Source organism: Geobacter sp. AOG1, from assembly GCF_019972315.1.
Lineage (GTDB): Bacteria > Desulfobacterota > Desulfuromonadia > Geobacterales > Geobacteraceae > Geomobilimonas.
In genome coordinates, this window is sequence record NZ_BLIZ01000001.1 from 1,613,744 (window position 1) to 1,637,575 (window position 23,832).

Consider the following 23,832-nt stretch of genomic DNA (forward strand, 5'->3'; position numbering starts at 1 on the left):
CCAGGATCGTCATCTGTTCAGCCACGAGATGGCATCCTTCACCGAGTTCTGGTCGAACTTGAAGCGGAAGCGGACGAACGGCCCCCGGGCCGTATAGTCGGCGGCGGAGAAGTCCTTGTCGGTGAAACCGACGATGTTGTATCCCAGGCTGATCCAGGCGTTCTGTACGATATTGTAGCCGATGGACGCGCCCGTGCTGTAGGTGAACTGGCTCGTGTTCCAGGTATGGAGGAGGCTTCCCCGCAGGCCGATGTCCCAATCCTTGGTCAGATCGTACCGTCCCTCGATTCCCATCAGGTCCGTATAGCCGCTGTAATCCCTGCCGTCGATTGCCTCCCGCACATATTTGGTGCCGTACTGGAGCGAAATCTGGGTTCTGCCGTTCGGCTTGAAGTTGGCGTTCAGGTTGTTGACAATGCGCCGGTTATCCATGGTGAACGTCCCTCCCCGTTGCCGGTCGTAGAGGAGGTCGAGGCGGTCGAGTACGATCCAGCGGGTCAGCCGTGGACGGTAGGCAAGGCCGAGGCGCAGGTCGCCGCTGGTTTTGGTGAGCGTCGTGGCGTTGGAGTTGTAGAACTGGAACCGGGTCGACCACCCCAACCCTTCCGTCGGTTCCCCGACAAACGACGTCGTGCCCCCCCACCGCTCTTCGCTTTCGGCCGACCGGACTTCGATCCTTCCGTCCCAGTTCCAGTTCTTCTCGCGGTAGTTCGTTCCGACGGATACCGCAGTGAAATTATCCCCGCTGGCTGAGCTGCCGGAAACCGGAGGAGTATCCAGTTTGAACGTGTAGGCGTTCTTTATGGTCTGACTCCGCTCTACGCCACCGTCCACGCTCCACTTGTCGGTGAGTTTCACGGTCTGCCGCAGACCGAACAGGGCGAAGAGGCGGTCGCTGTTTTCCGCCAGGTCCTGCTCGACTGTGCTGTTCACGGTGCCACCTTCCCACGGCGTGGCCTTGACTCCGACCCTCGTGGTGTTGGTCTTCGACGTGGTCCCGCTGGTGAACTCCTGCTGGGCGAAGATTGTGGCGGCTTCAATCAGCTTGAAGTCTGCACCGAACGTGGTCCGGGTCGGGAAATCGACGTTGTTGTTGCTGCCGATGGACTGGTCGTGCTCGGCACGCAGGGTCAGACGCTTGTTGAGGGTCAGCCAGCTCCCTCCCATGGTCAGCTGGTTCGAGGAGTTGGTGGTGCCGTCTGCCATCTGGTCGGAGGCGTGGCGCACGCCGAGGTTGGCGGTGTACTGGCCATCGCTGTAGGCCGTTTTCCCTTCGATAACGTCACGCTTCAGGCCAGTGACGAGGTTCTCCTGGCGGTACGCCTGGCCACCGAGGGTGATCCGGTCGGTGAGTTTATAGGCCGCATCGACTCCTGCCTTGCGGGTGCCCGATTCGCTGGCCTGCTGCTGACCGAGCCCAAAACCGGGTTCCAGTTCCCTGAAGTAGACCCGCGCGTCGAGGAGTGGCGAACGGTGGGCAAGTTCCGCGAGATAGGCATTGCCGTCGCGGGATGGTCCGCCATAGCTCGTTTCGGTCCGGGCCATTTCCCCCTTCAGGGTCGTACTTGCGCCGAGCTTAACGGTGGTATCCAGCCCGTAGCTGTTTCCCTTACCGCTCACTTCACCCTCATGGATATAGGTAAAGCCGGCCTTGAGCTTCTGGTCGAAGAGCTTGACCCCTGCCCTGCCGCCGTAGGTGTATGACTCCGCACCGGTGTTCAGCGTTTCGTACTCGACCACTATATACACGGGATTGAAGTTATCGTCCCGGTTGGCAACCGGCTCCTTGAAGAAGATAGTGCCGGTGTCGTAATCGATACTGTAATCGGTAAAACGGCCCATGTCACGGGATTTCAGGACGGTTTCCCCATGGAACCGGTCGCGGATTTCTATGCGGATCTTGTCCGAGTTCAGCACGATGTTGGTGCGGGTAAGGTGATACATGCCGGAGGTGCCGTCCCCCCGGAGTTCATCCTTGACGTAGGACTGACCGGTCTTGCTGCCGAAGGCGTTGAGTTCGACATTCCTTCCTTGGAATTCCGTTTTTACGCCGGTCATGCTGCGGCTGTAACGGGAGAGCTCGGTGACGGTGAGACCGGTATCGAAATCGCCGAACAGGGCAGAGAACTGGTCCCGTTCCAGCTTCAGGTAGAGCTTGCGGGAACTTGCGGCGTCGTACTGCTGCTTGCTGGCATCGCCGTAGAGCGGGTAGTAGGCATTGGGGTCGATGGTCTGGAACAGGCCGTTGCTTCCGGTGGTGGAGTTGCTCTTCCTGGTGTCGTAGGCGGCGGTGAGGAGCCATTCTCCCTTGATTTTACCCTTGGCGTAAAAGGCGAGCCGTCCGTCGTCATAGAAGTTTTCGTCGCCACCGGCGGTGGTGAAGTTTTCCATGTGGCCGGAAACTGCGTTGTAACCGGCCGTCCCTTCCGCCAGGCCGACCAGAATCCAGTCGCGCAGAAGCGGTTTTACGTAGGTTTCCGTTCCCAGTTTCGCGTTGTTGTAGCCGAGGGTCACGCGGTAGAGGCCGCTGGAGTTGACCGGCTGGAACAGGATATTTCCCTTCTCGTCCACGTGGACCTGTTCGGTCATCCCCACCTTGGGCTCGGGCATCTCCCCTTCCTTCTTCATCGGTTTGAGCGTACCGTTCTGTATCTCCAGGTCGGTGGCTGCCGGAATGGGGGTGCCGTTAGCGTCCAGCAGTTCGATCTGGAGTTTGACCGGAGTCTTGCCGTCGGCAATGTTTCCTTCGGCCGATTTGAGTCGCAGGGAAGCGACCTGACCGCTCCGGATTACCGTGATGGTCTGGTTGAAGCGGGCGTTGCCGAAGGGGTCCATCCCCTGGAACTGGAGGGTGTGTTCCCCCTGGTCGCCGAAATTGACCCCGACGTAGCTGTAGATCGTCTTGCCGGACTTCTTGTCCTTCATGGTATAGCCAATGCGGTCGGCAGAGACCTCTTTCCCGTCAATGAGAAGCCGCGGCGTCAGCTGGGACATGAGGCTGGTGCGAATGCCGTTTATGGGGTTGATAAGGACGGTCCCCGGGCTGGGGGAGAGGATGCCTTCCTTTTCCTTGCTCGTTGTGTCGTCCTGCACCTCCGCCGGTTCCGTGGCAACCGGCGCTTTTTTCTCCGCCGGTGGCGGTTGGGGGACAGTGGCGGGAGCGCTTGCCACCGGGATCGACCTGGTTCCGCTCTGCTCCCTGGCCATTTCCACGCGGGTCATATCGATGATCCGCTGGGCCTGAACCCGGATTTCCACCCGCCGGTTGAGCGCCCGTCCTTCTTCGGTGTTGTTGTCGGCGATGGGGACGGAGTCCCCCTTCCCCTCGACGGTAAGGCTGGAGGGGGGGAGGTGGAGGGCTTCAATGAGATGGCGGCCGACGCTCTTGGCCCGGGCCAGGGAGAGGGCGCGGTTATCCTTGTGGCTATGGCGGTTGCGCGGGGCAATCCGTACATTGTCCGTATGCCCCGTAACGGTGATTTCAGTGACACGCAGGACCAGCATCAACCGGGCCAGCTCATCGAGCTGCGTCTTGTCGTCGTCGGTCAGTTTGGCGCTCAAGACGGGGAAATGGGATTGCAGGACGAAGTTCGACAGTGAAATCCGCTTTACGTCAGCCACCTGGCGGAGGAGGGTTTCCGCCGGAGGGGTTGCCAGTCCGGCGGCCGTCGGGGAGTCGAAGGTAAGAACGGCTCTGGTCGGCAGTTCCCCCGGTTGTGTCTGGGGTGGGATAGTGGCCGTGAAGCTTACTTTCCGTTTCCAGTCGCCGGGCTGGTTATCAAGGGGATAGGAGATGGCAGTGCCGTTTATGGCAGGATCTGCAATCACGGTATTCCCCAGCCTGCTGCTTCCCGGTTGATAGATTACCCCTTCGGGGAGCTGGATGTTCAGCCTGAGATTGCTGACCGCAACGGGCCCCCCCTGCAGCAGTGCCTGGTATGCAACGGTTGACCCCTGGAGGGTGCTCGTCAGTTCGAGGGTAACATCACCCTTTTGTGGGGCCATCTCCGGCGTGGGGCGGCGTTCTTCCATGGGGGCAGGGGCTGCCGTGATCGCCAACGGGAAGTCGACGCGCCACATGGTCCCTCCCTGCAGATCAACGAACTGTGAAAAGGCCCGTCCGGCAAAGCGGCTGTTCTCTTCACAGGGAATCGCCTGGTAGCCGTCCGGAAGTGAGTCGATATCGAGCTGGACCACATGAGTTCCCGGCTTGACCCCCTCGAAGTGGAACATCCCCCGGTTGTCCGTGTCAACGAAGGTCCCGTCCTCCAGATAGATCCTTACTCCGCCAAGTCCCTTGTCGCCGGCTACCGAACGGGACTCGCCGCAGCTTCCGACGAAAACCCGCCCCATGAGCAGACTTCGGCTGGACATGAAGTCGCTGGTCACCTGGACGGTAGCCGTTGCGGTATTGGATGTGGATCCGGCGCTGCTGGCTGCAGCGGCCTGGTTGGTGGCGTTGCCGGATACCGCACCGGCGGAAACCGCAGCCACATACCGAACCCTTGCGGTTGTTGCCGCCGCGAGGTTTCCAATCGGGAAGGTAAGGGTGCGTCCGTCGGCGGAAATGGCCGGATCGGGGGCGGCCAGATCGTTGACCTTCGCAGAGCCCCGCTGATAACGGAAACCGACAGGTAGTCGATCCGTGACAGTCACGCCGGGAGCTCCCGCCTTGGCGCTGGTGTTCTGGACGCTCACTTCATAGGGGAGGAAATCCCCCACGGCAACGACGGACTTGCCCGCGGATTTCTGCACCCAGAGATCCGTGGCGAAGGGGTCGACCGGTACGTCGATACGCAGGGCCGGCCCGGGGTTGATGACGAACGTCTCTCCCCGCGATGCCGTTCCCAGGGCGTAGGGTGCCCCCGGCAACTGCTGGAGCGCCGCCTCGGGAACCGTCGAGGGGACGATATATCCGGCGGGGGGGGTTACCTGTAACTGGTACGTGCCAGGACCGACGAAGGGGAAACGGTAGCTGCCGGGGGCGAAGGCGTATACCTTGCCCGAACTGTCGGTGGCTGTAGCTCCGGTAGTCACCGTTGCCGGGAAGCTGCTTGTTCCGTCGTCGCCAAGCACGGTTGCCTGTCTGCCGGTGCCCACATCGATGATGGTTACCGTTGCGCCGTTGACCGGTTCGCCCGTCTGGCTGTTGAATACGACACCGAGGGGGTCCACCAGGATTCCCGAAGCGGACGAGTCGGTACCGTCCACGGTATCGGTGTAACTTCCCTTTATCTGGCTCCCCTGGTGTACGCTGAGCGCTCCGGAATAGGGGGGGGATGCCGTTGACGTCGATGGGATGTAACCGACGAAGACGCCGGTATCGGGGTCCGTCTCGGTCAGGCGGAGGACTTCCACGTCGCCGGTCATGGGATCGTTCAGGGTGACGAGGACGGTCTCCCTCGCGGTCCGGTCGAGATTCTGGTCCAGGTCGGTGAGACGCACGAAGACAGGCTCACCGCTGTGAAATACCGTTGCAGTCGCCAGTGGCACCGGTTTGCTCAGGTCGATGGGGGTGGCGGACCCAACGGGAACCGGCGCAGGCAGATTGACGAACGGTGCGGCCGGGTCGCTGCCGGACCGGTATGCGGTTGTGGCAACATTCACGAGGGATGCCCCGGCGAGAGACGGGGCATACGCAAGGAATTCCAGGGATGAGTGGGTGCGTATTACCACCGTGACGGTTGCGGATGCATAAAGGGGTGGTAATTCAAAGCTTGATACCCTGGTCGTGTCGACGACCTTGTCCCCCTGGACGGGGGTGAGCGCCCGGGCGGGAGACGCGAAGAACAGTAACGGAAGGACCGCCAGGAACAGGAGGGATAGAAGATTGGTGTGTGCAGGACGTCTGCTATGGTCTGTTTCCGGACGCAGGAAGAGGTGTGCCGGCTGCATGACCGCACGCATCCTGTCCCCTGCGGAGTGTCTTTCCGCGGGTCGGCTGCCGAATTCATCGGCCCGGCGCTTACGCCGTATGTCCGACCAGATGCATTTCAAACCAACGGTACCTCGGTTTTAGCCATTGCCGGAGCAATGGTTAGTGGAAAAGGTGGTGGACGGGGAGAGAATTCTCTCCCCGTCCACCCGGGTCAGCCCAGGTCAGTTGATTTTGACCTGGAAGAACAGCTGTACGGCGTTTGCGGCTCCCGGAATGACGGTCCCCACGTTGTAGGTCGCGGTGCCGGCAGTGTAGTCGTAACCGTCGCCGTCACCGTTGGTGTCGGTCAGCGCGGTCGGAGCCGCAGCGTAGGTTGTGGCTGCGCCTGTCGCCTTCTTGGCGGTGCCTGCCTGGTAGGTGGTGAAGATGGTCATTGGATCGGTGATGACCACGCTGGTGGCGTTACTGCTGCCGTTGTTAGTTACAGTGATCCGGTAGGTCAGGGTGGCGCCCGGAGCGGCGTTGGGAATACCGGCGGGGAAGGTGGCGCCGCCGTCGATGGAGACCTCCTTGGTGACGCTGAGGCGCGGGGCCTGAACGGTGGTAATGGTCAGGTCAACGGGGGTGGCGGGTTGGGCGTTGGCCGCATCCCGTGCACTGACGTTGACATTGACGAAGCCGTCGGCGGCTCCACTCAGGGTGCCGGGGGTGACGGTCAGTGAGAAGGAGCCCCGCTGGCCTATCTGGGTGCCGGCGGGAATTGCTCCACTGGCAGTACCGTTGCCGTTGACGGTTATGGTGGATGTTCCCACCCCGCCATTGTCCACGATGGAGGCGACGGTATAGGCCTGGCCGAGGATCACGATCGTCTGGCCGACGGCAATGCCGTTGATAGCGCCGCTTGCCGGTGTGTCGTCGCTCGGGACGGTTATGGCGTACGTTCCTGCTGCGGGGATTCCGCCGGCCGGGATGGCGATGGCGACGCTCGATGCGCCGAGGGTGATGGACGCCGGAACTGTCGCATTCGAGCCGGAGATGCCGGATTGCGAAGCGATAGCTGACGTCAGGTTGTAAGTATCCAGGCCGTTGGCGTTGGATGTGAGGTAGTAGGTGTAGACTGCGTTGGTACCAACGACCGTATTCTGGTCGGCCGGCGCGCTCAGGGTCGGCGTAGATGCAACCAACGTGACTTTGACGTCGGAGGTTGCGGTGATATCCGCCTGGGGTACCCCTGCGGCGTTATTGTACTTGACGGTGGCAGTGTTGCGGATAATGGCAGTGGCTGCAGTGTTGGCTTCGGCTGACGGCGGAGCGCCGATGCCCGCTACCAGCCACAGTGCCAAGGCGCCCAGGAACAGGCGGCCGGCAACGGCGAAGCGTGGTGAAATCCGTGGTTTCATGGTGATCTCCTTTTCTATCCTGCTTTTGATGTAATGATTGATCGAAATGTTACCTGCCGTGTCGCTCGGAGGCGATGGCCTGATCTCCGGCCCGGCACGGGGGTGTCGCCGGTTGCCGGGTGGCGGTTTGGCTTGGTTTGGAAAGCTACTGCGGGAAATCGGGTCGTAAGTTGGTAGGTTCATATTGTTCCTCCATAATGATGGTTAGCTCTATGGAAAGGTCATGCTTCTCTGTGTCTATTTCACCTTTACCTGGAAGCCGAGTTTGCCGCTCCCCTTGGAGGGGATGGTCTTGATGGTCCAGCGAATGTGGGTATATTCCTCCGGCGAGGCGATGCGCTGATCAAGCTTGCCCGTCGGGAGCTTTACCTCGTAAGTGAGGAGACTTGGTTTTTTGAAGGTTTTTCCGTCGTCGATGGAGAAGCTGATGTCTGCTCCCTGGCCGGTAGCACTGCCGGGGAGATAGACCGTTCCTGCCGGGATCGGGTTGTCCACCACGGCGTTGGTTGCGCTTTCGTCGCCGGTATTGGCGTAGGTCAGGGTGTAGAAGAGGATTTCACCCGGAGTTGCGTTGGTGGCTGCAATCTTCTTGGTGGTTTTCTGGCCGTTCTGGAGAGTTACGACCTCTTTTCCCGTCTGGATGGCGATGGTCACCTGGGGTTTGGCCAGTGCCACCGTGGCTGTCAGGATGACGGTTAACATGAGTGCTGCTTTAATGGCCTGCTGTTTCATACGAACCTCCTTTAATGTTGCTGGTGTGAAGACAATGAGCGCTCCGTGGTAGAGGTGGACCAACCACCGCTGGTTCACAGACCGGCTGGGAGTTGTGACGTTATTTAACGGAATTGTTGACGAATTAAGGCGACCCACATCACTTTCCTTCATCATCTAAACACAAGTGGCCGAAATTGGGCGCAGATATCCCGTCGATTTGGGGAGGGGCATTCTGCGCTCTTCGGCGATTTGGCCCGCATCCAGTGCGGACCCGTAAATTCTGCGGTATCAGGTTGCCCTGAACAGGCACAATGGATGAGTGCTTTTAATTATTATTACACAGCAGTATTTGTGCCAGAAATATATCTCTATGGTTCTTTTTGCGTTGAGGAAATGGTGAAAATCCGAAACAAGACGACCAATACTATCCTAAATATCCGAAGGTGTAATAAAATTGTTTTTTTATAACATCGGTTCAGTAGGGAAATCAAGGGTAAATTATATAAAATTTCCGAAGGTTAGCGATAGTGGACCGGTGTTTCGGCGTTGAGTTATAGATAGGGGTTTGAGATAGTTACAGGATGTGATTCCGTGAAATAGCGGATTAAGCTATATTTTTATGAGATTTTTTAGAAAACGGATTGTCTCTGCCCGATGTGTCGGCGGTATGAAAAATCAGAAATGGAGCGGTTTTGCAGATTCACAAGGGGGGCACAAAGTGCACTGCGCAAAAAAAGCCCCGCGGCAAACCGCGGGGCTTTTTGCAATGCAGGTGGGACGCAGGCCTCTATTCGCAGAGGTCGAGCTTGACGTCCCAGTTCTTGACCTTCATGGTGCCGTTCTGCGCCAGGTTGAGGTGCATCTTGAAGGCGCGATCCCACAGTTGGGGTTCGTGGCCGATTCCCTTGGCCAGGGTGTCCTTCAGGGCCATCTGGTAGTAATCGGTGAGGATCGGTTTGTAGTCCGGATGGGCGCACTTCTCGATGATCTTCAGGGCACGGTCGCGCGGGCAGAGGCCACGGAGGTCGGCCAGACCCTGCTCGGTAACGACGCAATCCAGGTCATGCTCGGTGTGGTCGATGTGTGAGCAGTGCGGCACCACGCAGGAGATTCCGTTCGGGTCGGTCTTGGACGGACGGCTCGACGGGGTGTGCATGATCTTCAGGTAGCCGTTGCGCAGGAAGTCGCCGGAACCGCCGAGGCCGTTGATCATTCGTGTTCCGCCGACCAGGGTAGAGTTGGCGTGGGCGTACATGTCGATCTCCACCGGTGTGTTCATGGCGATGCACCCGAGGCGGCGGATCGGCTCAGGCGCGTTGGAAATGGAGAGCGGACGGAGAACGATCTTGTCGAAATACTTTTCCCAGTTTTCGAAGAAGCGCGGGAAGCCCGGGGTCTCGGAGAGGGACAGGGAGCAGGAGGAAGCACAGAGCAGGTTACCGCCGTCGAAGAAGTCGAGCATGGTGTCCTGGAGCACTTCGGTGTAAACCGACAGGTTGCGGAAGGGACCTTTGGCTAGACCGCCGATGACGGCGTTGGCGATGGAACCGACGCCCGACTGCAGCGGCAGCAGGTTCTCGGGGAGACGACCCATCTTGATCTCGTGGGAGAAGAACTCCATGATGTGGCCGGCAATGGCCTCGGAGGTGTCATCCTGCTCGGCAAATGCACGCCCTTTGTCGCGGAGCTTGGACTCGACAATAGCCACGATCCTGTCGGGATCGCAGGGGACGTACGGAGTGCCGATGCGGGTGTCGGCCTCAGTGATCAGGAACGGCGCGCGGCGGGGCGGCTTCTGCTGCATATGGATGTCGTGCATCCCCTCGAAGGAGGGCTGGCCGGTGTTCACCTCGATGATGATCTTGTCGCAGAGGTGGAGTGCCTCGGCAATGATGCCGCAGGAGGTGGTCAGGGCCAGGCCGCAGTCCTCGGTGATTGCCGAGACTTCGACGATGCCGATGTCGTAGCGGCCGTTGCCGGTGTAGAAGCCGTAGCCGGCGTCCTGGGCGAAGTGGCCGAGGTGCTTGTCACCCATCCGGATGCGGCCGGCGTTGATACCGGCGGCGATGTTCTTGCCGGTCTGGTATGGCCAGCGGCGGTCGATCATGTCCAAGGTCGCCCAGCGGTCCTCGGTTTCGGCCCCGACGGAGGCGCCGATGAACAGGTTGAACTTCCACTGGCCCTGGAGGTTGTTGGCCTCGACATGGTTGGCCAGGGCGATGGGCACCATCTTCGGGTAGCCGGCCGGAGTGAAGCCGGACCACATAAGGTCCTGGCCAGGCTGGAAGAACTTAATGCAGTCTTCAGCCTTGCATACCTTGCTGAGCAGGGACTTGCGACGAATGCGGCTTTCCAGTGTACCGAATTCAGACATCTTTCTACCTCCTGTTGGTGTGATGTATACAAGCCTAGATCCGTAATGAATCTTTGCCTTCGAAACCTGCGATGCAGCTGCCTGTACCGCAGCATGCAATATTAAAGTGTATTCTGTATACGGGAAAAGTAGAACCGGATTTTACTTTAGTGTATTCCTGGAGTCAAGCTTAAAATAAATTAAAGTAAGCCCACAGTAAATATCTCTGGAGGGAACCCTGCAATTTGGGTGACGAATCTGAGACGAAGCTGGAAAATCGACCGTTACAAGCCGTTCTCCAGCTTCAGCTCCCGCACCTGCCCGAAGGTTGACAGCGGCTGGTCGAACTTTTTCCTGTCGCCAACCACCGTAATGACCATAGCATCGGGGTGGAGGTACTGGCGTGCTGCCCGCAGCACGTCCTCCTTGGTGACCCTGGCGATGCGGTCCCGGTAGTTTTCCAGGTACCCGGAGGGATAGGCGTAGTATTCGAGCCGTGCCTGCTGGTTGACTATCACGTCCGGCTTGGTGAATCCGAAGAGGAAGGAGTTGACTATGGAATCCTTTGCCAGAGCAAGTTCCTGATCGGTGACCGGGGCCGTGATCATGCCGGTAATGATACTGCGCATGAGGGCGATGGTCTTTGCCGTGGACTCCGATTTGGTCTCGGTTTCGGCAATAAAGAGGCCGGTAAAACGTCGTCCTATATCGAAGTAGCTGTCCACGTTGTACGCCAGTCCCTGGTTGGAACGGACCTCCGTTACGAGTCGAGAGGTAAAGCCGCCACCAAGGATGTAATCCATAACCCGGATTGCGTAGAGATCCGGATTGTCCTTGTCTATTCCCAGGTGCCCCATCCGGATCGCCGACTGGTTGATTTCCTTGGGAGCCAGCAGGACCTCCGGCTTCACGTCGGGGTTCGGCTGGGCTATCGGCGGCAGGTCGACGGTCTGCCGTTCCCAGCCGGAAAATGCGGCATTGAGTTTGGCCAGCAGCTCGTCCCGTTTGAAGTCACCAGCCACTGCCAGGATCATGTTATTGGGGTGGTAAAACCGGCGATGGAAAGCGACCAGGTCGTCGCGAGAGATTTTTTCCACCGTTGCGATGGTCGGATAGCGCCCCAGTGGGTGTCCTGCGTAAACATCCTTGCGCAGTTCCCGGTCCGCCACCCCTTTCGGGTCGTCGTTCTGCCGGCGCAGCCCCTCGATGCTCCGCTTCTTCGCCAGGGCTACCCGGTCTTCGCGGAAGGCCGGTTGCCGGAGGACCTGGACGAACAGGTCCAGGGTCCGGTCCAGGTTTCTGGCGAGGGTGGCGAGGGAGACATTCCCCGCATCTGCGCCAATGCTCGACTCGATGGAGGAGGCCATGAATTCCAGTTCGCTGTCCAGCTTTTCCGGCGGGAGAACCGTCGTACCGCCGCTCCGCATGACTGCGCCCGTAAGGCCGGCCAGTCCGACCTTGTCGGCCGGTTCGTAGATGCTCCCGGTGCGGATAGAGGCGGTCATGTTCACGAGCGGCAGTTCGTGGTCCTCCAGCAGGTAGACAACCATGCCGTTTGCCAGTTCGACCCGCTCGCTCTTAGGAATGGTGAAGGTAAGGGGGGCATAGGTCAGGGTGCGCGGGTCTGCCGGTAGCGGTGCCGTTGCGCAACCCGCTGCCAGAGTGCACAGCACGACGATGGGGAGCCAGATTCCTAGACGTTTTCTCATTTCCCCACCTCCTTCTTGGTGATGAAGCCAACCGTACGGTTTTCCCGGACCAGGTATTTTTTTGCCACCCGCATGACATCGTCGGGGGTGACCTTGGCCACCTTCTGCCGATGCTCGATGAGGTAGCGCCACGTGCCGGCCACCGCCTCGTATTCGGTGAGGTTTCGAGCCAGACCGCCGTTGGAACCCATCTGGCGGACCTCTTCGTACTCCAGGCGGTTGAGTATCTGTTGCAGGTCCTGGGCCGCCACCGGCTCCCGCTGCAGTTTCTCTATCTCCGCGTAAATCGCCGTTTCAACTTCGGCAACGGTGTGGGGGGCGCGGGGAGTGGCTGCAATGATGAACAGGTTCGGGTAGCGGCTGCCGGGGGCGGAGAAGCTGCCGACGTCGGTGGCCAGCTGCTTATCTACCACCAGCTTCTTGTAGAGTCGCGAAGTCCGGCCGTCGGAAAGGAGCATGTCGATGACGTCGAACACGTAGTCGTCCGCATCGGGGAGGGTCGGTTTGTGGAAGCCGACCATGAAGTTGGGTTCCGCGTCGGCCAGGATTTCGATCCGTCGCTCCCCGTCCTGGTCCGGTTCCGTCACTGCCACCGGTGTCACTGGCGTGCCGGGGGGAATGGCACCGAAGTAGCGCTCCACCAGGGCGATGGTCTTGTCGGTATCGATGTCGCCGACAATGGCGATGATGGCGTTGTTGGGGGCGTAATACTTGTGGAGGAACGCTTCCGCCTTGGTCCGGGAGAGGTTTTCGATGTCCGACATCCAGCCGATGGTCGGCTGTCCGTAGGGGTGGGCATGGTAGGCCGCCGCGACAAAATTCTCCCACAGCTGTCCTTCCGGCTCCGTGTCGTAGGAACGGCGCCGTTCCTCCATCACCACATCCCGCTCCGAGTAGAATTCCCGTAGCACCGCGTTCTGCATCCGGTCGCTCTCGATGGTGGCCCACAGTTCCAGCTTGTTGGCGGGGAGGTTGATGAGGTAGGTGGTGCCGTCCTTGGCCGTGAAGGCGTTGTAGCCGCTCCCGCCGTTCTTGGCGTAGATCTGGGCGAACTCTTCCTTGACCACATATTTTTCCGCCTCCGCCTCCAGCTTGTCTCGATCCTTCTTCAGGGCGGCAATACGTGCCGAATCACCTTTTTCCCGCTTGGCCTTCTCGTCCATGAGCTGGATAGCGGTCGCCTCGATCCTGTCAAGGAGCGGTTTCTCCGCTCCGTAGTCCGTCGTGCCGAGGGTCTTCGTCCCCTTGAAGAGCATGTGCTCCAAAAGGTGGGCGAGTCCCCGTTCGTCGCTCCGCTCGTCCACGCTCCCCACCTTGAACCTGATCCAGGCGGCGATGGTGGGGGAGCTGTGCCGTTCCACCAGCAGAAGCTTCATGCCGTTCTTCATGGTGTGCTCCCGGACCTTCTCCTCCAGCCCTGCGGCGTGGGCGGTGACGGCGAGGAGGGCGCACAGCAACATGCTTGTCAAAAACCGGTACAGCCTATTCATTATTGTTACCTCTCGGATTCATGGCCCGTATCTTCGTTTCGGTAATACGGGGGTTCAGAACAGCGAAAATTTCACATATCGCTTCGGGTTTTCCTTGATGTCCTTCACCAGGGCGTTGGTGTCGTCTACCATCCGGTTCAGGCGATCATACAGTTCCTTGTCGTTCAGAATCTTGCCGGCGGTCCCCTCGCCGCGGTTCACCCGGGCGGTGATCTCCTCCATGGACTGGACGGACCGGTCGGCCCGCTCCATGAGTTGCATCCCCTTGTCGTAGAATTCCCGGTCACCCAGGAGCTTGCCGACGGTGCTCTCCTTGGAGGTTAGTTTCTTGTTGAGTTCCCGTACGTCGTCGGCCGCCTGGGCGCTCTTGTCGGCAACCGTCACCAGCTTGTCGTAGAGCTGGCGATCGTGAACGAATTTGTTCAGCGACCCTTCCGAGGATTGGATGTCCTTCAGCGCCTGGTCTGCGCGATTGAGAACCCCCACCAGCCGGTTGTAAGGCTCACTCTTGCGGGTAAGCTGCCCCAAGGTCCCTTCTCCCCGGTTGACATGGCCGGCGAAGGTGTTGAGTTCCGCGGAGAGGTGAACCAGGTTGTCATACAGGCGGGGGTCCTTGGCGAACCGCCCCAGGGTCCCTTCTCCCCGGTCCATGGTGTCCATCATCCGGTTGACGCGGTCGAATGCCGATCCTGCCTTCTGCATGACGTCGTCCAGCTTTGCCACCGACGTGCCGTAGAGGCGGGTTTCCGGATTTTCGACCACAAACTGGCTCGGGGTGACGTCCACGTACTTCTCTCCGAGGAGCCCCCTTGTCTTGACGGTGATCAGCGAGTCCCGGCCGATCTTTTTCAGGGACTCCCGTTCGACCTCCATGATCACTTCCACCGCGTTGGTCCGGTCGGGGTGTTCGAAGCGGATATCCTTGACCAGCCCCACGTCAACCCCTGCCAGCCAGACCGGCGCGCCGACCTTGAGCCCCGCCACGTCGGTCATGATAACCGACAGCTTGCCCTTGGGGATGAAGAACTTGGTCTTGTCCCCCATGACCAGTATGCCGCCGCTGAAGAATATCAGTGCGGCCACGATGAAAATACCGACTTTGACCTGGGACCAGGCGACGTTGTCACTTCGTTTCATGGTCGTTCCGATCGAACGCGTCTTTTCCGCAAACTCTGCGTAAGTCTTCGGGGGTGTTTGTGCGCCGTAGCGTTGTTCATGCCCGGTTTGTGGGTACTACGGCTCCGCACATCCCCTTGACAGCCTTGATCTTGCGAAAAATACACGTTCTTGTATGGATTTGATAGGTACTTGAAGGAGCCCCCTCCTGGCCTGCCCTTACGATTCCGGCAGATGGTTGTACCTGAACAGCGACTGCTCCGTCGGGGCGAAAAACTCGGTGATCGCGGGCAGGTTGCTGGAGCACATCTCTTCCCGGGTCCCCTCGAAAGCCAGCCGTGCCTCGTGGAGGAAGGAAAAACGCTGGGAGACGGCGAAGGCGGTCTCCATGTCGTGGGTCACCATGAGGGTGGTTTTCCCCTCCTGTTGCAGGCGGTGCATGAGGTTGCGGATGTTGTAGACCCCGATGGGGTCGAGACCCGTGGTCGGTTCGTCGAAGAAGATATACTCCGGGTCGGAGGCAAGGGCCCGGGCGATGGCGGCCCGTTTTTTCATCCCCCCCGACAGCTCGGCCGGGTAGAGGTCGATGGCCTGTTCCAGTCCGACGAAGCTGAGCTTTTCCCGGACGATTCCTTCGATTTCCCGCTCCGGAAGTTTCCCTTCCTCGAACAACCGGTAGCCGACGTTCTCACCGACGGTCATGGAGTCGAACAGTGCCCCCCCCTGGAAGACGATGGCGATGTGCTTGCGCACCCTTACCAGTTGGCTCTCTCTGAGCCCCGCCAGGGGTGTTCCGTCGATGCTGACCCGGCCGCTGTCCGGCGTGAGCAGCCCCAGCAGGAGCTTGAGGATGGTGGTCTTGCCGGCGCCGGAGACCCCCAGGATGGTCCGGTTCACCCCCCGTTCTAGGAAGAGATCGAAATCCTCCAGGATCTTCCGTCCGCCGAAGCCGAAGCAGACCTTTTCCATCCGTATGCCGCTTTCTGGTGCCAACGTACCTGCTCCTTTATTGTGTCTTCGACGTGAATCCGGGAGAGGTGAGTGTCCCGTTCTGCTCAGATACCCTCGTCCCACCGCTGTACGGCTTATTTCGCGCCGGGCCGGCTCTGCTCCATTTCGCCTACAGCGGCTGGCACTCGGGCACATTCGCTCCACGGGAGACTCACCCCTCACTGACGCAAGTTTGAATCTGTCTTAGCGGAAGACGATGAAGATCTTGGTCAGAAAAAAGTCCGATACCAGGATGAGGACCGACGCAAGCACCACGGCACGCTTGGCCGAATTTCCCACCCCCGCGGCCCCACCGCTGGTGTTGAGCCCCACGTAGCAGCTGATCATGGCGATGATCCCGCCGAAAAAGGCGGGCTTGAACACCCCCTCGATCAGGTCCTGGAACACCATGAACTGAGGGATGGATTTCCAGTACATGATCGGATTGATGCCGTAGCCGAAGGACATGATGTAGCCGCCGATCAGTGATATCGCATCGGTGACCACCGCCAGGAGGGGCATGGCTACAAGGAGTGCCTTGAGGCGCGTGGTGACGAGGCGCTTGACGATGTCAGTCCCCTCCACCCGCATGGCATCCACCTGTTCGGTGACTACCATGGTGCCGAGTTCGGCCGATATCGCGGAACCGACCCGACCTGATACCATCAGGGCGGAGAGGACCGGTCCCAATTCCTTGACCATGGTGACCGCCACCATTCCCCCCACATAGCTCGTGGCGGCGAAGGGTTTGAGCTGGATAAGGGCCTGCAGCGCCATGACCATGCCGGTGAAGAGGCCGGTCAGGGAGATGATGAAGAGGGAGCCGACGCCGATCTTGTCCATCTGGGTGGTGAATTCCCGGTAATAGAAGGGATGCCGGAAGATGTTGAGAAGCGCGCGCCAGGTAAGGGCGAAAAGCGCCTGGATTTCGAGGAAGAACAGTTTCAGCGTATTTTCGGCAAGCTTGAGGGGCATAGGTTCCGGCTATGGGCTATGGGCTATGGGCTATGGGCTGATTTCCTCGTGCCCCTTGCCAATTGCCTCGCGCCTGGTTTTTATTGGAGCGCCTGGGTGATGGCTTCCCGCACGTCTTCCACAAAGACGAATTCCAGTTCGTTCCTGACGTCGTCGGGGACATCTTCCAGGTCCTGGCGGTTGCGGGCTGGCAGAACGATCTTTTTCACACCGGCCCGACGCGCAGCCAGCACCTTCTCCTTGACGCCGCCGATGGCGAGCACCCGGCCGGTAAGGCTGATTTCGCCGGTCATGGCCACATCCCGGCGGGCGGGGCGGCCGGTCATGAGCGAGACGATGGCGGTGACCATAGTGATGCCGGCCGAAGGGCCGTCCTTGGGGATGCTCCCGGCCGGGACGTGGATGTGGATGTTGGCGTCGTCGAATGATGTGTCTGCAACATCCCACTCGCTGCCGTTTGCCTGCACGAAGGAGAGGGCGGCCCGGGCCGATTCCTTCATGACATCCCCGAGCGACCCGGTCAGGATCAGGTCCCCCTTCCCCTTCATCCGGGTCGCCTCGACGAAGATGATGTCGCCGCCGGCCTCGGTCCAGGCAAGCCCCGTTACCACCCCGGTCCGGTCCTTTTCCGCCGCCACCTCGTTGAAAAACCGGCGCGGGCCGAGAAACTCCTCCACCACCTCCGGTGTAACGGTCTGCCGGGCTTCCTTCCCTTGGGTGACTTCCTTTGCCACCTTGCGGCAGATGGTGGCGATGTTCCGCTGCAGGTTGCGGACCCCTGCTTCGCGGGTGTAGTCGCCGATTATTCTGGCGACTGCCGCCGGTTCGAAAGCTGGCGGGACATCGTGGAGACCGTTCTCTTCGATCTCTTTCGGGATGAGAAAGCGGGCGGCGATCATCTCCTTCTCTTCGGTTGTGTAACCGGCGAGGGGGAGCACCTCCATCCGATCCCTGAGGGGTGGCGGGATCGGGTCGAGCTGGTTCGCCGTGGTGATGAACATGACGTTGGTGAGATCGAAGGGGACATCCAGGTAGTGGTCGGTGAAGGAAAAATTCTGCTCCGGATCGAGCACCTCCAGAAGGGCGCTGGCCGGGTCGCCGCGGAAGTCAAGACCGACTTTGTCCACCTCGTCCAGCATGAAGACCGGATTGTTGCTGCCGGCCCGGTAGATTTCCTGGATGATCCGGCCGGGGAGGGCGCCGATGTAGGTACGGCGGTGACCGCGGATCTCCGCCTCGTCCCGCATCCCGCCGAGGGAGATGCGGATGAACTTGCGCCCCAGTGCGCGGGCGATGGATTTGCCGAGGCTGGTCTTCCCCACCCCCGGAGGGCCCACGAAGCAGAGGATCGGCCCCTTCATCTTTTCACGGAGGGAGCGGACCGCCAGATATTCGAGGATGCGTTCCTTCACCTTCTTCAGGTTGTAGTGGTCCTCGTTGAGGACCTCTTCGGCCTGGTTGATGTCCCGGTTGTCGGTGGTGCCGCTCTGCCAGGGCATGCCGGTCAGGTAGTCCATATAGGTGCGGGAGACGGTGTACTCGGGGGATGCGGGGTTGATCCGTTCCAGTCGCTTGAGTTCCTTATCGGCGATCTTCTTCACCTCGTCCGGCATCCGCGCGGAATCCAGCTTGCGGCGCAGGTCGGTGAGCTCGGCGGAACGGGAGTCCTCCTCTCCCAGCTCTTCCTGGATCTGTTTCATCTGCTCCCGGAGGATGAATTCCTTCTGGGTCTTGCCGACCCGCTTGGTCACTTCGGCCTGCACCTCTCCCTTGACCTGCAGTCGCTGGACCTCGGCGGTCAGCTGCATGTAGACCTTCTTCAGCCGCTCCAGGGGATCGACGGTCTCAAGCAACGTCTGTTGCTCTTCCAGGGGGAGATTGATGTAGAGGGCCACCAGGTCCGACAGACGGGCCGGGTTGTCGATGTAGTCGATCATCTTCATCACGTCGTCGGGAAGGGGCCGGCCGTAGGAGAGGGCGATCTTGAGGAGGGCGTTGAGGCTCGAAACGAGGGCTTCGGAGACCATAGTTTTTTCGGAGAACTCACGAATCTGTTCAACCCGGGCCAGCGTTACCGGCTTGTCCTCGATGGTGCCGGTCAGGCGGATGCGCGACAGGCCTTCAAGGGTCGCCTTGCCACCTCCATCCGGAAGCCGCTGGATCTGGGTGACCCGGCATGCGGTGCCGACCTCGTGCAGCGACGATAGCAGATCGCCGGCCGGCTCCGGCCGGAGCATCGCCAGGGCCACCATGTTGTCATGCCAGGTGGCTTCCTCGAAAATGGCGACCTCCTCCTGTTTGAGAAAGAGGGGGAAGATCATGTAGGGGAACGCCACCATCTCCCGCAGAGGGTAGAGGGGGATGACCTCCGGTACGGTGATTGTCGAGTGGTCCGGCATGGTTTGCATCCTTGTATTCGGGGTACGCTGCCGGTGCAGGGGCTCGCGGGTCTTTAAAGAGTAACCAGTTACGGCTCTCCTGTCAAGGCAGAGAGCTCTTCCCATTCCCCGTAGAGTGCGGCAATCCGTGCGGTCAGGGCAGCATGGTCATCGCCGCCGCGCCTGGCCTGCTCGGGGTCGGTAAAGAAGGACGGGTCGGCCATGCGGGTTTCCAACGCCGCAAGCTGGCTCTCCTCATGCTCGATGGTGGTTTCCAGTTCGGCCAGCCGCTTTGCCCGGCGCTGGGCTTCGCGCTGACGTTGTTTCTCCGTTTCCCGAAGCTGCTGGCGTTCTTCCTTGGAAGCCGGGACCCGGGATCCGGGACCGGTGCTGGAGAGCGATGCAGGAATGAGTGGCGAAGACGGAGCCTCGCCAGTATCTGACACTTCAGCTTTCTTCGCCAGGTAGTATTCGTAGTCGCCGTGATAGGAGGCGAGGGCGCCGTCAGCCACTTCCACCACCCGCGTTGCGAGACCGTCGATGAAATGGCGATCGTGGGAGACGAACACCACCGTGCCGGTGAAACCTTTCAAGGCGTCCAGCAGAACCTCTTTGCTGAACAGGTCCAGATGGTTGGTCGGCTCGTCCATGAGGAGGAGATTGGCGGGCTTGAGGAGCATCCTGGCCAGGGCCAGCCGGTTCCGCTCACCGCCGGAGAGGACCGCCACCTTCTTGTGGATGTCGTCGCCGGAGAAGAGGAAGGCGCCGAGGAGGTCGCGCAGTTGCGGCACCACGTCGTAGGGGGCGCCGGCCAGCAATTCCTCGTAGGCGGAGCGGGTGGGGTCGAGTTCGGCCGCCTGGTCCTGGGCGAAGTAATCGAGAACGACGTTGTGTCCCACTATCCGTTCACCTCCCTGGAAATCCCCCCCTGCAAGAATCCGCATGAGGGTGGACTTGCCGGCGCCGTTGTGGCCGACCAGGGCGATTCGCTCCCCCTTTTCCACGGTCAGGTCGATGGTGTCCAGCACCACCCGCTCGCCGTAGGCTTTGCGCGTCCCTTTCAGCTCCATGACGACCCGGCCGCTCTTGGGGGGCTCGGGGAAACTGAAGCGGATCCGTTTCCGTTCGGGGGGGAGAGTTATCCGTTCGATCTTTTCCAGCTGTTTGATCCGGGACTGGACCAGGGCCGCCTTGTCCGCCTTGTAGCGGAAGCGGCTGATGAAATCCTCCAGCTTGCCGATTTCCTCGTCCTGGCGCCGCTTCGCCTCCCGCAGGGCCATCACCCGCTCGTCCCGCTGGATGAGGTAGGCGGAGTAGTTGCAGTGGTAGTCGGTGAGGGTGTGGTTCCAGACCTCGGTGATCCGGCTGCAGACCTGGTCGAGGAAGAAGCGGTCGTGGGAGACCAGGATGACCGAATAGGGGTAGGCCTGCAGGTACCCCTCCAGCCAGTTGCGGGCCTCGATGTCCAGGTGGTTGGTCGGCTCGTCCAGGAGGAGCACGTTCGGTTTCATCAGGAGCAGTCGGGCCAAGGCGATCCGCATCTGCCAGCCGCCGGAAAATTCGCCGCAGTCCCTCTCCCAGTCGGAAGGGAGGAAGCCGAGGCCGGTCAGGACGTTCCCCACCTCCGCCTCCATGGCGTATCCCCCCTTGAGACGGAACTCCTCCTGCAGGTGGCCGAGCCGTTCCAGGAGCCCCGTGTGGGTTGGATCGTCATGGGGGACCACCCCGAGCCGGGCGGTCAGTTCCTCCATTTCCCGTGCAATCCCCTGGAGTTCGGCGAGGGCCGACATGGTTTCGGCGAAAAGGGTCCGACCACGGGTGACGATGCCGTCCTGGGGGAGGTAGCCGACAGTCCCTCCACGGGCGAGTTGGATGGAGCCGTCGGTCGGTTCCACCTGGCCGGCGATGATCCGCATGAGGGTGGATTTGCCGGCGCCGTTTTCGCCGACCAGGCCGACCCGCTCACCCTTCTTCAGGTGCCAGCCGATGTCGGTGAACAGCGGTTTGCCCGCGAAATCCTTGGAGAGGTGGTGGAGGTGGAGCATGGGGTTCCTTCGTTGGCAGATGGAAGCTATCGGCGAAAAAACGATTCTCAAATAGGACACGGAAAAGGCGGAAAAATCTGATAACGGCGGATTAACCTTTGAAACGTATGAAATCGAGTGGTCTCAAAAATCCGCCGTGATCCGCTTTTTCCGATTGTACCGTGTCCCATTCGTTTTTAAGGGTGGAGCCCATTGTAGGGTTTGAGGGGGAGGTTTGTCAAACGGTTGCTGGGGTAACGGCAGGTCTGGTAGCAGTTTTTTCTTAGTGCGGTGAATAAACTCTGTTATACTCTCAAGGTTTGATGCGCTGCAGGCCTCCCCGCCCGGGTAGAGGCCGCTGGCAGTTGCACTGACAAGGATTTCGCCGCGCGGGAAGCCTCCCGCTGCCGGCCAACAAACTTGCGGTACCGGGCGAAGCCTGGGCACCGCCACGAAAGGATTTACACCACTATGTCGAAAAAGATGCTGATTAATGCAATGCATCCGGAAGAGGCGCGGGTCGCTATTGTCGAGGACGGTCACCTGGTCGAACTGGATATCGAAATCGAGGGGAGCGAACAGACCCGCGGCAACGTCTACAAAGGAGTGGTGGTGCGTGTCGAGCCGGGGCTGCAGGCTGCCTTTGTGGACATCGGGCTGAAAAAGCTCGGGTTTCTCCAGATGGGGGAACTTCACCCTGACTATTGGCAGTGGCGCGACGATGTCCCGGAAGAAAACCGGAACCGGCGGCCGCGCATCCAGGAAGTGCTGCGGCGCGGCCAGGAACTTGTCGTCCAGGTGGAAAAGGGGGAGCGGGACATGAAGGGGGCGGCCCTCACCAGCTTCCTGTCGCTGCCGGGACGGTACATGGTCCTCATGCCGGGAAGTGACTCGGCTGGTGTCTCCCGCAAGGTGGAAAGCGACAGCGAGCGCAAAAAGCTCAAGGAGATGGTTGCGGAGTTGGATATCCCCGAGGGGATTGGCTATATCATGCGGACCGAGGCGCTTGGCAAGACGAAGACGGACCTCAAAAAGGACATCCAGTCGCTCGTCAAGCTCCACAAGGATATCCTCGCCAAGGCGAAAAAGGCCAAGGCGCCGGCCCTCATCTACCAGGAGTCGAACCTGGTGATCCGCACCATTCGTGACTATTTTACCGCCGAGATCGACGAAGTGCTGGTGGACAACGCCGAGGTGTACACGCAGGCGCGGGAATTTTTCAAAGTGAACATGCCGAAGTACGAAAACCTCGTCAAGCTCCACCAGGAGAAGCGGCCGATCTTCTCCCGCTACCAGCTCGAAGAGCAGATCGACCAGATCTACGAGAAGAAGGTGCCGCTCAAATCGGGGGGCTCCCTCGTCATAGAGCCGACGGAGGCGCTTGTCTCCATCGATGTCAACTCCGGCAAGTCCACGGGGGAAAGGGGGGTGGAGGATACCGCCTTCAAGACCAACATGGAAGCGGCCGAGGAAGCGGCCCGTCAACTCCGGCTGCGCGACCTGGGGGGGCTGATCGTCATCGACTTCATCGACATGCGCGATAAGAAACATATGGCGGAAGTGGAGAAGACCCTCAAGAACGCCCTGAAGGCCGACAAGGCCCGGGTTACCGTGGGAAGGATCTCCCAGTTCGGCATGCTTGAAATGTCCCGCCAGCGGATCAAGCAGACCCTGGAACAGGCGAGCTACCTGGAATGCCCCCATTGCGGCGGTCGCGGCAAGGTCAAGTCGGTGGAGAACATGGCCCTTTCCTTCCTGCGCAAGGTCCATGCCGCAGCAGCCAAGGGAACCGGCGCCGAAGTGCGGGGCGGCCTTCCGCTTGAAGTGGCCTACTATCTCCTTAACCGTAAGAAGCGCGAGCTTGCCCAGGTTGAGACCGATTACGACATCGAGGTGACCATCAAGGGGAAACCCACGTTCCTCATGAACCAGCTGGAACTGGAAGTCATCAAGCGGGAGAAGCCGGCGGTGGAGGAGGGACATGCGGAACCGGTTGCCGCCAAGTCCGCTGTCAAGGCTGCTGGGGGAGAGGCCGCGGCTGGCGAAGGGGCTGTGGTCGAGGACGGCAAGGGGAAGAAAAAACGGCGGCGCCGGAAAAAGGGGCGTGGCGAAGGGGTGGAAGCGCCGACAGGAGAGCAGTTGCCGATGGAAACCTCTTCTGAGGAACCGCCGGTTACCGTTGAGACGCCGGTTGTCGTTGAGGCGCCAGCCGACGTGTCTGCTGAGGAGGGTCACGTCGATGAAGCCAAAAAGAAACGGCGGCGTCGGCGCCGGCGCGGTAAGGGACATGGCCCGGAAGGTGTTGCCGAAGAGGCAGCTGCTGCCGTGGAATCGGCTGAAGCCCTGCCTGCGGATGCCGAAGAAGAGCCGGTGACTGGTGCCGCTGAGGAAGAGCACGGCGATGAGCAAAAGAAGAAACGGCGCCGTCGTCGGCGGCGTGGCGGCAAGAAAACGGAAGAGCTGGCTGTGTCCGGAAGCGATGAGGCTTCGTCGGATACCGGCAGCGAGCCTGCTGAAGCTCCTGCACCTGCGGTGCCATCGGCAGAGCCTGACGAGAAAAAGCCGGCCAAGCCCCGTGCTCCCCGGAAGAAGAAGGAACCCGCTGCTTCCCCGGCTGGCGTGGCCGAGACTCCGGCAGTGGAGAAGCCTGCCGCCGTCCCTAAGCCGCGGAGTCGCGCAAAAAAGGCCGTAGCTACCGAAGAGACTCCCGTGGCGGTTGCCGGGCAGGTGGGCGAGCCGGCTGCCAAGCCGAAAGCAAAACGGGCACCCCGCAAGAAGAAAGAAGAGCCGGCGGGGGAATAGCCG

12 protein-coding genes are annotated in these 23,832 nt (G+C 60.4%); 1 reads left to right on the plus strand and 11 read right to left on the minus strand.

The window, feature by feature from the left end; translation table 11 throughout:
• Positions 1-9 precede the first annotated feature (9 nt).
• From LDN04_RS07405 to LDN04_RS07455, 11 genes are all read right to left on the minus strand, one after another.
• Positions 10-5,907, minus strand: coding sequence for an OmpA family protein (locus LDN04_RS07405; protein ID WP_223908489.1), 5,898 nt, complete (start codon positions 5,905-5,907; stop codon positions 10-12).
• Between the two features lie 192 nt (positions 5,908-6,099).
• Complete coding sequence (locus tag LDN04_RS07410) at positions 6,100-7,278, minus strand: DUF11 domain-containing protein (RefSeq protein ID WP_223908492.1); 1,179 nt, start codon at positions 7,276-7,278, stop codon at positions 6,100-6,102.
• Positions 7,279-7,515: 237 nt separating this feature from the next.
• Positions 7,516-8,010: a DUF11 domain-containing protein gene (locus LDN04_RS07415; protein ID WP_223908494.1), complete on the minus strand. Its 495-nt coding sequence runs from the start codon at positions 8,008-8,010 to the stop codon at positions 7,516-7,518.
• A gap of 769 nt (positions 8,011-8,779) precedes the next feature.
• The gene (locus LDN04_RS07420; protein WP_223908496.1) at positions 8,780-10,366 is read right to left on the minus strand and encodes an acetyl-CoA hydrolase/transferase C-terminal domain-containing protein; all 1,587 of its coding nucleotides are present in this window, start codon (positions 10,364-10,366) and stop codon (positions 8,780-8,782) included.
• A 263-nt stretch (positions 10,367-10,629) separates the two neighbouring features.
• Entirely contained in the window at positions 10,630-12,054 is a 1,425-nt protein-coding gene (locus tag LDN04_RS07425) for a pitrilysin family protein (protein WP_223908498.1), read from the minus strand.
• On the minus strand, positions 12,051-13,544 hold the full coding sequence (locus tag LDN04_RS07430) for a M16 family metallopeptidase (RefSeq protein ID WP_374045143.1): 1,494 nt from the start codon (positions 13,542-13,544) through the stop codon (positions 12,051-12,053). Before LDN04_RS07430 ends, LDN04_RS07425 begins: the two co-directional genes overlap by 4 nt.
• Positions 13,545-13,598: 54 nt before the next feature.
• On the minus strand, positions 13,599-14,681 hold the full coding sequence (locus tag LDN04_RS07435) for an MlaD family protein (protein WP_223908502.1): 1,083 nt from the start codon (positions 14,679-14,681) through the stop codon (positions 13,599-13,601).
• A gap of 198 nt (positions 14,682-14,879) precedes the next feature.
• Entirely contained in the window at positions 14,880-15,629 is a 750-nt protein-coding gene (locus tag LDN04_RS07440; RefSeq protein WP_223913351.1) for an ATP-binding cassette domain-containing protein, read from the minus strand.
• Positions 15,630-15,854: 225 nt separating this feature from the next.
• A complete protein-coding gene (locus LDN04_RS07445) occupies positions 15,855-16,625 on the minus strand; it encodes an ABC transporter permease (protein WP_223908505.1) in 771 nt (256 codons plus the stop codon).
• 80 nt (positions 16,626-16,705) lie between these two features.
• Entirely contained in the window at positions 16,706-19,024 is a 2,319-nt protein-coding gene (lon, locus tag LDN04_RS07450; protein WP_223908508.1) for an endopeptidase La, read from the minus strand.
• Between the two features lie 68 nt (positions 19,025-19,092).
• Positions 19,093-21,048 (minus strand): ABC-F family ATP-binding cassette domain-containing protein, encoded by a 1,956-nt coding sequence (locus LDN04_RS07455; RefSeq protein WP_223913352.1) that lies wholly within the window; start codon positions 21,046-21,048, stop codon positions 19,093-19,095.
• A gap of 450 nt (positions 21,049-21,498) precedes the next feature.
• On the opposite strand from LDN04_RS07455, the gene LDN04_RS07460 reads away from it, so the two are divergent.
• The gene (locus LDN04_RS07460; RefSeq protein ID WP_223908511.1) at positions 21,499-23,829 is read left to right on the plus strand and encodes an Rne/Rng family ribonuclease; all 2,331 of its coding nucleotides are present in this window, start codon (positions 21,499-21,501) and stop codon (positions 23,827-23,829) included.
• The last annotated feature ends 3 nt before the right edge of the window (positions 23,830-23,832 follow it).